A 13,695-nucleotide genomic window follows, 5' to 3' on the forward strand; every position below is an offset into this window, starting at 1 on the left:
ATGTCAACAATATGAACTGTCACAAATTCTTATATATTATTGTGATTGATATCACATCCTTTTTCCTCAATGGGTATTATGCTTAGTTTGTAAGCAATCATTGGGAGAGGGTGGGATGATCATGTTTTGTTATCAATGTGAACAAACGCCAACAGGCGGATGTAAAGTAATAGGTGTTTGCGGTAAAAATGAAACAATAGCAAGTTTACAAGATACGATTGTGTTTGGGTTAAAAGGAATTGCTGCTTATCGTACGCATGCTGCTCAGCTAGGGTATACGGATGCTTTTGTAGATGCTACAACCCAAGAAGCACTGTATATGACATTAACCAATTCTAACTTTAATGAACAAGAACATATTGATATGGCTATGAAAGTAGGGAAATCAGCTTTACGAGTAATGGAGTTATTAGATGAGGCACATACGAATCACTTTGGTGTTCCAGAACCTGTTCAAATTACACAAAACCATGTAGAAGGTAAAGCAATTGTAGTTACTGGTCATAATTTGTTTGCATTAGAAGAATTATTAAAGCAAACAGAAGGAAAAGAAATTAATATTTATACGCATTCTGAGATGTTGCCAGCACACGGTTATCCGCAGCTGAAAAAATATAAGCATTTAAAAGGAAACATTGGTAAGGCATGGTATGATCAACGACGTCTTTTTGAAAAATTTACAGGCGCCATATTAGCGACAACGAACTGTGTTATGCCAATTAAAGGATCATACTCTGATCGATTCTTTTCATATGATATTGCAGGTTTAGAGGGTGTACAAAAAATTGAAAATGATGATTTTGCACCGTTGATTCAAAAAGCGCTAGAACTTCCAGAAGTACATATGGAGTCGGATGAACAGTTAGTAACAGGGTTTCATCATAATACAGTATTATCATTAGCTCCAGAAATTATTGAAGCAGTAAAGGAAGGGAAAATAAAACGTTTCTTTGTTATTGCAGGTTGTGATGCACCAGGAAAAGACGGAGAATATTATCGTGAATTAGCAACGTTACTTCCGCCAGAAACAGTTATTTTAACAACTTCTTGCGGGAAATTCCGCTTTAATGATGTGGATTACGGTGTTGTACCTGGTACGGAAATTCCGCGTTACATTGACTTGGGACAATGCAATAATTCAATTTCTACAGTGAAAATAGCAGCCGCTTTAGCAGATGCTTTTCAATGCGAAGTGAATGAATTGCCAGTGAGTATTGTCCTATCGTGGTTTGAACAAAAAGCGGTTGCTATTTTACTTGGGCTATTTAGTCTTGGTATTCAAGATATTCGCATCGGTCCAAAGGCTCCTGAATTTATTTCACCTGGCGTGCTTGATGTATTACAAGAAACATTCGGTTTGAAACTGATTACAAATGCAGCGGAAGATATGGAAATGATGTTATCGTAACAGAAGGATAATCTGTCTTATTAATAAGAAGAGCTAGCCTATAGCACCCCGAAACAAAAATGTAGAATTTTTGTTTTGGGGTATTTTCTTTTCTTAGCGGGATAGGTATGTGGAGAAATTTCTTCAAAAAAAATGCGCTGTATCTAATAGGTAATAGTTGATTTTAGAAAAATATAAAAATCGAGTTGACATTTACAACTACTCAGTCATACAATGTACTTGTAATAGGTGATACTGAGTAGTGTTTTTTTAAAAAATATTTTCAGTAAACAATAGGTAATAGCGGATTTTAGAAAAATTTTGAAAATCAGTTGACATCTATTGCTACTAAGTCATACAATGTAGTTGTAATAAGTAATACTGAATAGTGTGGTTTTACTCAAAAGCTATTCAGTAAAAATTCGCCTTAGTACTCTGTGATACTGAATATAAGTCAGACAGAATAGGGGGTAAAGGAGGATCAGGATATGGAAAATTTAACTGAAATGCTGAAAGGTTCACTGGAAGGGTGTGTACTAGAAATCATTAGCCGCCGTGAAACGTATGGCTATGAGATTACTCGCCACTTGAATGATCTTGGGTTTACCGAAGTTGTGGAAGGGACGGTTTATACTATCCTCGTACGATTAGAAAAGAAAAAGCTTGTGAATATTGAAAAGAAACCATCAGATATGGGACCGCCTCGTAAGTTTTATTCACTAAATGAGGATGGTCGTCAGGAACTGGAATTGTTTTGGAAAAAATGGGATTTTGTATCTTCGAAAATTAACGTCTTGAAGTCAAACTAGCTTCATAATATAAAATGTTCCGGCCCATAATTGGAGAGTTTCTTGTTCCGCTGTATAAAAAAGGAGGAAAATAAGATGTTGGAAATGTTCAAAAAATTAATTGGTGATAAAAAAGAGTACAAAATGATGATGGCACGTGTTGGGGCACTACCGGAAGACTATCAGTTTGTGTTTAAGAAAATTCAAAACTACATGTGGAATTTCTCAGCGGGCAACGGGATGGATATGCTGCACATACAGTATGAATTAATTGATTTGTTTGAAGCCGGTGCAGCGGAAGGCAGACAAGTGCTTGATATTACTGGGGAGGACGTAGCATCCTTTGCTGATGAACTAGTGGCAAACGCTAAAACGTATGTCTCCAAGTATCGTGAAGATTTGAATGAAAGTATCATGAAGAAATTGAGAAAAAAATAAATGTAATAAGTCATACCGACTGATTAGCTGGTTACCAATGTGAACTGCCGCCATTGCTATTCAGTTATATTTTTAAACCACTACTAAGTAATACAGATTATCAGTGATACTAAATAGAGGGTGTAAGTAATCTATTTTTTAAGGGGGAAAAAGTATGGGTAATGCAGCGATTTTTGTAAAAGGGATAAAAAAATCTTTTAAAGACAAAGAAGTCTTAAAGGGAGTGGATTTTGAGGTGCAGCGTGGCGAAATTTTCGCGCTGCTAGGATCAAATGGAGCGGGAAAGACGACAACGGTCAATATCCTTTCGACGCTAATGAAACAAGATGATGGTGAAGTAAGTATTTGCGGGTTTGATATTCAGCGTCAACCGGATCATGTTCGGCAAAGCATCAGTTTGACAGGACAGTTCGCAGCTTTAGACGGCATGCTTACTGGGAGGGAAAACTTGATAATGATTGCTAAGTTACGTGGTGTTTCTAGTCCCGTCCAAGTTGCTGACAATCTACTTGCAAGATTTAGCTTGACAGATGCAGCCAACCAGAGGGCAGATCAGTATTCAGGCGGGATGAAACGCCGGCTTGATATCGCGATGAGTTTGATCGGGGCGCCAGCAGTTATTTTTCTTGACGAACCAACGACTGGACTTGATCCGGAAGCACGGATCGAAGTGTGGGATACAGTCAAGGAACTTGCCGGCAGCGGCACAACGATCTTGCTCACGACTCAGTACTTGGAGGAAGCAGAACAACTGGCTGATCGTATTGCAATTTTGCATGGCGGAAAAATTATTACGACAGGTACTCTTACTGAACTGAAAGAGAGGTTCCCACCAGCGAAAGTGGAGTATATCGAGAAGCAGCCAACATTGGAAGAAATTTTCCTTGCGATTATCGGTAAAAAGGGGGAGATGTAAATGAAAAGCAAAACAGAGGTATTACTAGGGCGCTTAATGCGTAATATTATGCGTAGTCCAGATACAATTATTACTGTAGCGATTACACCGATTATGATGATGCTATTGTTTGTTTACGTATTTGGCGGGGCAATAAAGACAGGAACGGATAACTACGTCAATTATTTATTGCCGGGAATTTTGCTAATGGCTATCGCATCCGGTGTGGCTTACACTTCTGTACGATTATTTACGGATGTAAAGAGTGGGCTAATGGCACGTTTTATTACGATGCCTATTAAGCGCTCATCGATATTGTGGGCTCACGTTTTAACCTCTCTTGTTGCTAATGTGCTTACTATCGTGGTAGTTATTCTTGTTGCGCTCTTAATGGGCTTTCGTTCTAGTGCTAATATTCTAGATTGGCTTGCAGTAGCTGGAATACTGGGGATGTTTACGTTAGCGCTAACATGGCTAGCTATCATTCCAGGGCTGACAGCGAAGTCTATGGAAGGGGCGACAGCATACTCGTACCCACTAGTTTTTCTTCCATTTATTAGTTCGGCCTTCGTCCCTACCGAAACAATGCCCAAAATCGTCCGTGCGTTTGCAGAGAATCAGCCTGTAACTTCAATCGTAAATGCAATTCGTGCCCTTTTATATGAAGGGACTGTTGGCAAAGATATATGGATTGCGCTCATTTGGTGTGTAGGCATCATGATCATCTCTTACTTTTTCGCTAGTAAAGCATTTAAACGTCAGTTAGGGTAAGTACCGAGTTCACTAAACCTTCAGGAATAATATATATATTAAGAAAAGCACGGAAGATTTTCCGTGCTTTTCTTATTTGTTGCGCACTCATGGTAGAAAATATGGGCAACCGGTAACGAATTAAACTCAATATTTTGAGGTTTAACGGATCGCTGCTTACGAAGAATATAAACATAACCGCTCTTGTAAATCGTTTAATACTCCTTCAGGCATTTCCACAATTTCAATATCCTTCCCTAGGAAAAGCAGCCAATTTGTAATCTCTGTCACTTCATCGGAATTGTGAACATTGATAAATGTTTTTAAAATAGCTGTAGATTGATAAGGGTTTGTATAAGATATTGAAACTTTGAAAGGGTGGTATTTTTTGAACTGAGCAATCGCTTTTGGTCCTAATTCAAGTACTAGATTAATTATTTCGTCCTTTTTACTGAGTTTTTCTAAAATTTTTTTCTTACTTACCCTTTTTTTCGTCGTGTACGGTTCAATATTGATGAGGTCATCGACAGGAAAAATTAGCTTCTTTTCTTCTTTTAAGTCAAACCCTTCAATGATCCAATGGCTTTTTTCTTGATAAAGGTGTAGTAGATAAATTGGATAAGACTTGATTTCCTCTTCTTCTTTGACAGTAATCAATAAATGTCTATCCAAAAGAAGAATTTGGATGAGTTTTTCTAACATAGGGTGGGGGAGGTCAGAAAGCTCAAGTAGGTCGGGATTATGAGGGTTAGTCCCTTCAAAAAGCAAGAGTTGATTTAAAAGAACAAGGTCATCTTGCTGGGTTTCTGAGATGAGTCCTAGTAGTTTTTCGGCTAAAGATTGACGACTTTTTAAATAGGGAAGTTGTTGATTTCTTGTGGCCATAAAGGCAATAAAAAGAGCTTTGACTTCGTTATCAGTAAAGCGAACAACGGGCAGGATAGAGTTATGCATGACGAAATATCCACCAGTTCGCCCAACTTCAGCGACAAGTGGCATGCCCATAGCTTCAATTTCTCTAATGTCTCTAATAGCTGTCGATCGTGATATGTTAAATTCTCGTATGATTTCAGTAATTGTAAAGTGGGAGCGATTGTTGATATAACGCATAATTGTATTAATCCGTTCAACTTTTTTCATTGGAGTCTCCTAAACAGTATCATTTTTTGACATGATTTAAAGATATTATAAACTCATCAGATGAAAAGATAAATCATTTGATTCATTAAAAAAAAGGAAGGTTTTGAATATGAAAAATTATACGATAGAAGAAAAAGATAGCTTTATTGTGTTAGGCATTGGAACTGAAATTAAGAGCGAATACACAGACTTTGCTGGAATAAATAAAGAAAAGGAAGACTTTTGGTCGGCTGTTAAAGAAGATGGAAGGCTGGATACTTTAAAAGCTTTAGCTACAAACGAATACATTTTTTCTGTGAGCGAAGCGGTGAATAACAAGATGATGTATTATGCTGGTGTCATGACAGAAGCACAAATAGAAGAAGAGTCTAGAGTGATCCAGTTTCCGAGGGGAGAATACTTAATAGTGAAAGGGGAAGATAAAACGGCTGAAGAGCTAAGTAATAAGCTTACGGGCATCGCCTTCAGTCAAGCTTTACCAGATGCAAAAGATTTTGCCTATGTGGGTGGGCCGAATACAACGGTTGAGATGGGACAAAGAAATGGTTTAGTGTTTGGTGAAATGTGGATTCCAGTTGTTAGGAAGTAAAGTGATAAAAGGTGCGAATATGGAAAATAGAGGCTAACAATCTTGGATTTTACTGAAAGGCAAAAATGTTGAAGTTTAAGGCTAAATCTAGCTATGAAGACATGTTGTTAAACAATCATATGATAATAGGGAGTGGGGGATTCACTCCTTTTATCACGACAATTAGGGGTACCGCCAGCATTTCGGAAACAGACAACGCTAAGCAAAAAATAAAATGAGCTGTCCATATTTGTCATATTTTATAGCGAGACTTATTCTTTATAAAATTTGATAGATAGGGAGGATATAAATATGTCTCAAGCAAATTTACCAAATATTACGCCCGATATTACATTATCTAGAACAGAATCACTAGATTTAATCATTGCATCGATTGCATTAGAGGAATTGGCACTTGCACATATTATTAATGCAGAAGCAGAAAAAATTCAATATGTGTTAGGAACACTTCCAGGGTTATCACCAGCAGCAACAATCAGTAATGTACTAGCAGTGAATGAAAGTGTAAATTGTATGTTGCAAACTGCAACACAACAACAAATGTATTTACAAAATAAGTTAAAAGAGGTATTGAAAGCTCCTTCATTAACAGGACCTACGGGACCAGCTGGGGGACCAACCGGTCCAACTGGCTCAACTGGTGCCACTGGAGTAACAGGACCTACTGGTGTGTGTGCTACTTGTCCTACGGGAGCTACGGGAGCAACTGGTCCAAGTGGAGCTACAGGAGCTACAGGAGCTACGGGAGCAACTGGTCCAAGTGGAGCTACAGGAGCTACGGGAGCAACTGGTCCAAGTGGGGCTACAGGAGCTACAGGAGCAACTGGTCCAAGTGGGGCTACAGGAGCTACCGGTCCATTAATTACAGCTAATAATGCTAGCATAAGTAATATTGGTATGGTTGTAACTGTTGCTAGCGGCGCAAATGTCCCTTTAATTAGTAACGATGTTATTAATGGAACAGCGATTACACATACTCCAGGTTCTACAGATATCATGTTAGCACCAAATCAGACTTATTATATTTCTTATCAAGCTGATGTTTCAGTGGGAAGTGGAAGTGGACAGTTAGCTTTTGATTTAAATGGAACTTTAGTACCAGGATCGGCAAGTGGTTTCGCAGCATTAGGTAATTTATTTCCAGTCTCTCAAGTATCAGTATCTGCAGGTGCAGTAATAAATACAGGAGCAGGACCGAATGTACTAACACTAAATAACCTTTCTCCCGATACTAAAACTGTAAATGGAGCTACTGTTCAGATAGTAAAACTGGCATAACAAATTTTGATAGATTGAAGTGTAATATGAGTAGAATGATGAAAATAATAAGGGTACCACTCACATTTTAACGAAAATATATGCTTAGAATATAAAAAACGTTATTTTTTATATTCTAAGCGTTTTTTATAATCATTTATAAACGTTTATTAATACCTAATATTTTTACAAACGTCCTAGAGTGTAAAAATGTTAAAATGTGCGCGCTACCTCTTAAAAAAAATCAATTGTTTGTTCAGGTGTTAAACTAATTGTATATATTAAATGATTTATATTTTTTGTAAAATTATGTTAAATACTTAAGTTTATGATATTAGTCAACGGTAAGCGGAACAAAGTGAGCATTAAGGAGTTGATTAATTTCACAATCCCCCCATCTCCTCATTTTCTGAGGTGGTGGGGGTGTTTTTTTGATTTTGAAAAAATACAGGCTTTCCGGACAGGCTCAAAATTCTTTCCAAGCTCGTATGATGTATAGATTTTGAAAAAAGAAAGGAAGATGAATATGTCTCAAGCGAATATCCCTAATATTACTCCAACTATTTCAATTACCCCAGGACAATCTATTTCTTTGATTGTAGCTTCTATTGCGATGGAGGAATTAGCATTAGCGCATATTATTAATAGTGAAGCGGAAAAAACTCAATTTATATTAGGAACACTAGATACGGGTGTTACTCCTCCACCAGTGACATTGTCAAATTTGTTAACAGTAAATAATAGTGTAAAACAAACACTACAAACAGTTGTAAAGCAAGAAATGCTTTTACAATTTAAATTAGAAAATGTATTAGATTTGGTTGGTATTACACCTCTATAAGTTTCAAAGGTAAAATTTTAAACATATTTGTCCATTCATATTATTCTAGACAAATATGTTTAAATATACAATTACAAAGTACAACAAAAAAGCCACTTGTACTATAAGTAAGGTGTTTAATCTACAATTATAGTTGAGGGGCTTTTTTGTTGTTATACAATTAATCCAAAGTGTCTAGACTTAAAGAAATATACCTACACGATATTGTAGTTACTTTTATGAAAGCTAACACTCACACGCAAAAATAAGGAAACCCCAAAGATTAACCATTCATAATAAATAGTTTAAAGAAGAGTAGAGAAGAACTTATTGTATAGTGTGAAATTTATGTATGTTGTATACATATTTTGTTAACATAACGTCTCATTATCAGTAGCAAGGGTAAGGTGGAATCCTTGCTCACATAAGGAATCCACTTTTTTCTCTTTTTATCAGTCTATACATTCCTATCATGGTGTGGTTTTTCGTGTTTTAGCTTGTTACTGGATTAGCTGAAAAACTGTATAAAATTCTGCATGCTCTTAGCGTGGGAGGGCGAAGTGCTGGCGGTCCCCCTTTAATTACTTTTAGATTCGGTATTACATGTTACCTCTCTGTCTTTATTCCTGCGCGACCTTCAACACTTTAATTAACTCTACGAGCTCAAGGAATACTTCAATCCCCTCGTTCAATTTATGATTGTCTTCGCCACCAACTAGCTTCAGAGCCATTTCTTTACGATTCAATATACCCTTGGGTTTGTTATAGTCATAATCAGTTTTATAAAAGTACATAGGATCATCTATTTCAAAAAAATCACTTAGCTTCTTTATATGCTCTTCGATGTTACTCTTGCCATTCAACATATTATAAAAAGCATTTTTACCGATTCCCGCTCTTTCCATTACCCATGAATTCTTTAATTCTCTAGATTCAATGAATACTCTTATATTTTTACCTACAATTTTATTAATATAACTCATTTAATTGGTCCTCCGGTATACATCATTAACCATGTAAATCACTTATTATTTTGAAGCTATTTTAGCTCTAATTCATGTTTCTTTATGCAATACATTAATTATATTTGTAGTTCATTATTTTTTAAATAGTAAACTAAATACAACCTTTGTTTACTGTTTTATTATGTGGGTACAACGACAAATTATTGTTTTAATTCAATTTTTATCCCTCGTATGTCTCAAATAACTTTTCCAAATACTCTAGATTTCCTTCTGCGATATATTGCTCAGCTTCTATCAAACGCGTTGCTAATTCAGCCTTTGTTAAACGCATATACTGTTTGTACACATTCTTTAAATTTCTGTCCGGCTTTAATTGCTCGAACTTATGAAAAGTATGTTTTTCATTTTCTCGATAGGGAAGATGCTTTTCTAGCTCTTTTTGTTTTTTCTTATAGCTCTTACTCTTTTCTTTATAATACGCATAGAGTTTTTCATAATTTCTAATAGTGTTAAAATGAATCCCTTTACCTTGTTCATCAAGTTCTTTTGTCTTTTTAGATACATTGTGCAAGGTAACTTTTTTGCCCTCCGAAAGTAGGGCGTCTATTGCTTTTTTACCTAGTTCGAAGGAGTTAACCCTTCTTTTTTCGTAATCACGCTCTAGACCATTTTTATGGTTTTCTATGGATAAGTCTTGGCTCATTTTTCTTATCTCTCCTATACTCCTCGATTAATGCTATTTCTTTTAATTCATCTTTCGCATCATGTATCGTTTTTTTCATTTTCAAAACTTCCAGTTTGTAACCTCTTTCCTCATGATACTCCTTCGATTTTTCTGCCCAATCAAGATATTCAAGTAATTCATGTTTTTGTTCTGGTTCAGGTATTTTAGTAGCGCATCCTACACATGCAAGTCTTGTTGGACAAATCTTGTTAGTAACACATGTACCCCCAACGGTTTTACTAAAAGGAAATTACTGTAAGGTGGTGGCTTATGGCAAGCGTCTTGACAGGGCTTGCTGTACGTCTTGCTTTTGAACGTCGACAGTAGGAGTATCTAAAAAATTTGAAAATCTTTTTTATGTTACGGGAATTTTATTTTGTATTGCTTGATAGCACTATAAAACCTAAAGCAATAATAGTTTATCTTCAGCTCCTATAATATAACTTAATAAATTTCAATATATATTCTGTATAACAGATATTTATCTTATAAAATAAGGGGGATATTATGACTGAGACAAACAAATCTTCAGGAGTCAATTTGAAAAAAGATGTGAAATTTTCTATTATAATTCCTGCACATAATGAAGAAAAGTACATTAAAAAATGTTTAGATTCAATTGCAAAGGCATCAGAGGCATATAAAGAGCAAACGGAAGTTATAGTTGTTTTAAATCGTTGCACAGATAAAACAGAGGAAATAGCAAAATCTTATAATTGTATTACATTAAAAAATAATGATAAAAACTTATCTAAAATCCGAAATGCAGGGGCAAAAATAGCTAGTGGAGAAATAATCATTACTATAGACGCTGATACTATAATGACAGAGTCTATGTTGTCTAATGTGGATAAATATTTAGCTTCAGGTAAATACATTGGTGGTGGGGTGAATGGGAAGTTTGAAAGAATATCTTTAGGAATATTCTTTTCTGCAATGCTAATTATAATCCCCTTACTTTTTAAGTATGGAGCTATATCTGTAGGGATTTTTTGGTGCTATAAAAAAGATTTCATGGTAATTAACGGGTTTAATGAAAACATGCTGATGGCAGAAGATGCAGATTTTGCTAAACGGTTAAAAGAATGGGGAAAGCAAAATAATAAGAAATTCGGTACCATTAAAAATGGAATGATAACTTCATGCAGAAGATTTGATACATATGGAGACTGGGCCTTATTTAAAAATCCAAAAGTAATATTAGCTTATCTAAAAGGAAATGATAGAAAATATGCAGATAAGACATATTATGATAATCAAGAAAGGTAACGTTGGAGAAAATCGGCAGAAAATAGTGAGAATAGCTGATTTTCTTATATATAATGAGAGCACAACTTAATTTAATAGATACTACAAAAAAACCATCAATTTGATTAGCCCTTTTTCAAATTAATGGTTTTTATTTTTGAAATAAATATCTATTTTTTATAAAAAATATTTTTTGACCCCCATAAAACTTTGTATTCCTCCGAATATGTATAGCGAAGAAAAATGATTATGAAAGAATGTTGAAGTGTTAATAAAATTACTAGATTAAGTGGGGCATCTGAAATAAAAGGATGAAATTACCAATTATATTGAGGAGAGTTATTCAAGGATTGCAGATAAAATAGAAAAAGAATAAGCAAAACGAGCGGTAGAAAATAAGAAAGTAGATAAAAATACAAACTTAACTTTAGTGCCGAGAGAAAAGGGAAATCATTAAGAAAACGTTGGAAAAAGTTAGACTCGAAAAATATAACTAACAGCAAGAAGACAAGACCAAAGAAAAGTACTAACAAAATGTGGTTAAATGGTCACTTGTTTAGTGACCATTTTTCTATTTAAAGCAGAAGGAGGGAGAGAGATTACCAGTGTTGAGTTTAGTAATGAAGATCTTAAGAAAACCGAAAATAGAAGATATCGTATGTAACATACAAAACAACGGAGAAGATAAGGAAGCCTTTATCGTTCAGTATCAGCCGTTTATTAGAAAATCAATCTCGTCTGTCTGCCGCCGATATATTACAGAACAGGATGATGAATATAGTATTGGATTGTTTGCGTTTAACGAAGCAATTGAACAGTATTCATATAAAAAAGGGAAATCTTTTCTAGCGTTTGCTGATCTTCTTATAAAAAGAGATGTAATTGACTATATACGCAAGGAGTCTAAGCATAACCGTGTCTTTTTAAAAGAAGATGAGCAAGAGGAAATGTTAGAAATGCAAGTATCGCTTACGGAGTATATGAAAGAAATGGACAATAGTAACCGTAAGGAGGAAATTCTTCATTTTCAAAGTGTGTTAGCTGAGTTTAAAATCACATTTTCAGAGCTTGCGAAAGAATCTCCTAAGCATCGTGACACGCGTGAGCACTTAATAGAAATTGTAAAGATGATTATAAAAGAAGAGGAAATGATGGAGGAGCTGTTCCGAAAGAAAAAGTTACCGCTTAAACATATTGAACCGCGTGTTAGGGTAAGTCGTAAAACGTTGGAACGACATAGAAAATACATTATTGCAATGTGTATTATTTTTGCAAACAACTATACATATATTCTTGGTTATATAAGAGGGGAAAAGCATGATGAATAAAGGAATTGTGATGGATATAAAAAAGCATAGCGTAGTTGTTTTAACTCCAAATGGAGAGTTTATTACGTGTAAAAGAAAAGGGGATTCTTGCATGATTGGAGAGGAAATTTCATTTGATGAGCAAGAACAAAAAGCAGCGCGTTTTTCAATCCCTTATTTCTTAAAGCCAGCATCATTACTTGTTGCTTGTTTTCTATGTGCGCTGTTATTTTTCTACAACCAACCGGAAGAAAAAGTATTTGCTTACGTCTCAGTTGATATAAATCCAAGTTTAGAGGCGAGCGTAACGAAGGATCTTCGTGTTATAGATTTGCGGGCTTGTAATGATGACGGAAGGCGCATTTTAAAAGAAATGAAAAGGTGGGAAAATAAGCATCTGCAAGATGTGATACGCACTATTATAAAGCAGAGTCAAGAGGATAAGTATTTAACGAATGATAAGCAAGTTATGCTAACAGCTGTTGCAAAGGACAAGTTGCTAGAACCACAGTTGGAAACGGTAATGAAAGAATTAAAGAAAGAATATGAGCTAAAACATATTACAGTCGAATATCAAAGTAGCACGATGCAAGTACGAGAGAATGCTAGAAAAGCCGGAATTGGCACAGGTGTCTATATAAAGCAAGAAAATGAGAAGAATAAATCGCTTACTCCTCCTGCCACGCCGTCTAATCAGGTGGAAAACGAAGAAGAGGTGCAATCGCAGCAAAAGCCAGCCCCTGATGCATCACCAGATTTGTCTCCTATAAAAGAAAAAAAATATGAGAAGCCAGAGCATAAAGAACAAAAGAAAACAGGGGAACAGCCATCGAAGCAAATAAAAGAAAACAATGGAAGAGGATCTCAGCAAGAAAATAGAGGAACTCAACAAGAGAATAACGGTAGAGGATCTCAACAAGGGAATAATGGAAATAAGCAAGGAAACAACAGTAAGGGATCCCAACAAGGGAATAATGGAAACGAGCAAGGAAACAACGGTAGAGGTCCTCAACAAGGGAATAATGGAAATAAGCAAGGGGACAACGGTAGAGGTCCTCAACAAGGAAATAATGGAAATCAGCAAGGAAACAACGGTAGGGGATCCCAACAAGGGAATAATGGAAACGAGCAAGGGAACAACGGTAGAGGATCTCAACAAGGGAATAATGGAAACGAGCAAGGAAACAACGGTAGAGGTCCTCAACAAGGAAATAATGGAAATCAGCAAGGGAACAATGGAAGAGGATCCCAGAAAGAAAATGATGGAAACGAGCAAGGGAACAATGGTAGGGGGTCTCAACAAGAAAATAGAGGCCACCAGCAAGGGAATGAAAAGAAGAATCAATAGAATATGGAAGCGGGAGATTCATTTCAAAGCTAAAAGGAT

Annotated in this window: 14 protein-coding genes; 11 read left to right on the forward strand and 3 right to left on the reverse strand. The window is 35.7% G+C overall.

What is annotated here, in order from left to right:
• The first annotated feature begins 121 nt into the window (after positions 1-121).
• The 5 genes from hcp to CO726_RS17575 all read left to right on the forward strand — a co-directional run bounded on the left by hcp (position 122) and on the right by CO726_RS17575 (position 4,279).
• Positions 122-1,408, forward strand: coding sequence for a hydroxylamine reductase (gene hcp, locus CO726_RS17550; protein ID WP_099685089.1), 1,287 nt, complete (start codon positions 122-124; stop codon positions 1,406-1,408).
• Positions 1,409-1,875: 467 nt separating this feature from the next.
• Positions 1,876-2,196: a PadR family transcriptional regulator gene (locus tag CO726_RS17560; protein ID WP_000429486.1), complete on the forward strand. Its 321-nt coding sequence runs from the start codon at positions 1,876-1,878 to the stop codon at positions 2,194-2,196.
• A 75-nt stretch (positions 2,197-2,271) separates the two neighbouring features.
• The gene (locus CO726_RS17565) at positions 2,272-2,613 is read left to right on the forward strand and encodes a DUF1048 domain-containing protein (protein ID WP_000891990.1); all 342 of its coding nucleotides are present in this window, start codon (positions 2,272-2,274) and stop codon (positions 2,611-2,613) included.
• A gap of 154 nt (positions 2,614-2,767) precedes the next feature.
• Positions 2,768-3,529, forward strand: coding sequence for an ABC transporter ATP-binding protein (locus CO726_RS17570; RefSeq protein WP_099685090.1), 762 nt, complete (start codon positions 2,768-2,770; stop codon positions 3,527-3,529).
• Positions 3,530-4,279 (forward strand): ABC transporter permease, encoded by a 750-nt coding sequence (locus CO726_RS17575; protein ID WP_099685091.1) that lies wholly within the window; start codon positions 3,530-3,532, stop codon positions 4,277-4,279. It abuts the gene before it with no gap.
• Positions 4,280-4,435: 156 nt separating this feature from the next.
• Here CO726_RS17575 and CO726_RS17580 read toward each other — a convergent pair whose 3' ends face one another.
• Positions 4,436-5,398: a helix-turn-helix transcriptional regulator gene (locus tag CO726_RS17580; RefSeq protein ID WP_099685092.1), complete on the reverse strand. Its 963-nt coding sequence runs from the start codon at positions 5,396-5,398 to the stop codon at positions 4,436-4,438.
• 109 nt (positions 5,399-5,507) lie between these two features.
• Here CO726_RS17580 and CO726_RS17585 point away from each other — a divergent pair, with 109 nt between their 5' ends.
• The 3 genes from CO726_RS17585 (at position 5,508) to CO726_RS17595 (ending at position 8,085) form a co-directional block, all read left to right on the forward strand.
• The gene (locus CO726_RS17585; RefSeq protein WP_099685093.1) at positions 5,508-5,987 is read left to right on the forward strand and encodes a GyrI-like domain-containing protein; all 480 of its coding nucleotides are present in this window, start codon (positions 5,508-5,510) and stop codon (positions 5,985-5,987) included.
• A 291-nt stretch (positions 5,988-6,278) separates the two neighbouring features.
• Positions 6,279-7,265: an alpha-helical endospore appendage domain-containing protein gene (locus CO726_RS32825; protein WP_099685094.1), complete on the forward strand. Its 987-nt coding sequence runs from the start codon at positions 6,279-6,281 to the stop codon at positions 7,263-7,265.
• Positions 7,266-7,770: 505 nt separating this feature from the next.
• Positions 7,771-8,085, forward strand: coding sequence for an alpha-helical endospore appendage domain-containing protein (locus CO726_RS17595; protein ID WP_099685095.1), 315 nt, complete (start codon positions 7,771-7,773; stop codon positions 8,083-8,085).
• 599 nt (positions 8,086-8,684) lie between these two features.
• Here CO726_RS17595 and CO726_RS17600 read toward each other — a convergent pair.
• The gene (locus tag CO726_RS17600) at positions 8,685-9,047 is read right to left on the reverse strand and encodes a hypothetical protein (RefSeq protein ID WP_099685096.1); all 363 of its coding nucleotides are present in this window, start codon (positions 9,045-9,047) and stop codon (positions 8,685-8,687) included.
• 202 nt (positions 9,048-9,249) lie between these two features.
• The gene (locus CO726_RS17605; RefSeq protein ID WP_099685097.1) at positions 9,250-9,732 is read right to left on the reverse strand and encodes a hypothetical protein; all 483 of its coding nucleotides are present in this window, start codon (positions 9,730-9,732) and stop codon (positions 9,250-9,252) included.
• Between the two features lie 528 nt (positions 9,733-10,260).
• Between CO726_RS17605 and CO726_RS17620 the strand changes: the two genes are divergently transcribed.
• The 3 genes from CO726_RS17620 to CO726_RS17635 all read left to right on the forward strand — a co-directional run bounded on the left by CO726_RS17620 (position 10,261) and on the right by CO726_RS17635 (position 13,656).
• The gene (locus tag CO726_RS17620; protein ID WP_099685098.1) at positions 10,261-11,022 is read left to right on the forward strand and encodes a glycosyltransferase; all 762 of its coding nucleotides are present in this window, start codon (positions 10,261-10,263) and stop codon (positions 11,020-11,022) included.
• A 584-nt stretch (positions 11,023-11,606) separates the two neighbouring features.
• A complete protein-coding gene (gene sigI, locus CO726_RS17630; protein ID WP_099685099.1) occupies positions 11,607-12,329 on the forward strand; it encodes an RNA polymerase sigma factor SigI in 723 nt (240 codons plus the stop codon).
• Complete coding sequence (locus CO726_RS17635; protein ID WP_099685100.1) at positions 12,319-13,656, forward strand: anti-sigma factor domain-containing protein; 1,338 nt, start codon at positions 12,319-12,321, stop codon at positions 13,654-13,656. Before sigI ends, CO726_RS17635 begins: the two co-directional genes overlap by 11 nt.
• Positions 13,657-13,695: the final 39 nt, after the last annotated feature.

The organism is Bacillus fungorum (assembly GCF_002746455.1).
GTDB classification, from domain to species: Bacteria; Bacillota; Bacilli; order Bacillales; family Bacillaceae_G; genus Bacillus_A; species Bacillus_A fungorum.

What these genes read in the sequence shown, in the direction of transcription:
- CO726_RS32825 (WP_099685094.1), top strand. Translation starts at nt 6,279, where the DNA reads ATGTCTCAAGCAAATTTACCAAATATTACGCCCGATATTACATTATCT.
- CO726_RS17575 (WP_099685091.1), top strand. Translation starts at nt 3,530, where the DNA reads ATGAAAAGCAAAACAGAGGTATTACTAGGGCGCTTAATGCGTAATATT.
- CO726_RS17620 (WP_099685098.1), top strand. Translation starts at nt 10,261, where the DNA reads ATGACTGAGACAAACAAATCTTCAGGAGTCAATTTGAAAAAAGATGTG.
- CO726_RS17635 (WP_099685100.1), top strand. Translation starts at nt 12,319, where the DNA reads ATGATGAATAAAGGAATTGTGATGGATATAAAAAAGCATAGCGTAGTT.
- CO726_RS17600 (WP_099685096.1), bottom strand. Translation starts at nt 9,047, where the DNA reads ATGAGTTATATTAATAAAATTGTAGGTAAAAATATAAGAGTATTCATT.
- CO726_RS17570 (WP_099685090.1), top strand. Translation starts at nt 2,768, where the DNA reads ATGGGTAATGCAGCGATTTTTGTAAAAGGGATAAAAAAATCTTTTAAA.
- CO726_RS17565 (WP_000891990.1), top strand. Translation starts at nt 2,272, where the DNA reads ATGTTGGAAATGTTCAAAAAATTAATTGGTGATAAAAAAGAGTACAAA.
- CO726_RS17580 (WP_099685092.1), bottom strand. Translation starts at nt 5,398, where the DNA reads ATGAAAAAAGTTGAACGGATTAATACAATTATGCGTTATATCAACAAT.
- CO726_RS17560 (WP_000429486.1), top strand. Translation starts at nt 1,876, where the DNA reads ATGGAAAATTTAACTGAAATGCTGAAAGGTTCACTGGAAGGGTGTGTA.
- CO726_RS17605 (WP_099685097.1), bottom strand. Translation starts at nt 9,732, where the DNA reads ATGAGCCAAGACTTATCCATAGAAAACCATAAAAATGGTCTAGAGCGT.
- CO726_RS17595 (WP_099685095.1), top strand. Translation starts at nt 7,771, where the DNA reads ATGTCTCAAGCGAATATCCCTAATATTACTCCAACTATTTCAATTACC.
- hcp (WP_099685089.1), top strand. Translation starts at nt 122, where the DNA reads ATGTTTTGTTATCAATGTGAACAAACGCCAACAGGCGGATGTAAAGTA.
- CO726_RS17585 (WP_099685093.1), top strand. Translation starts at nt 5,508, where the DNA reads ATGAAAAATTATACGATAGAAGAAAAAGATAGCTTTATTGTGTTAGGC.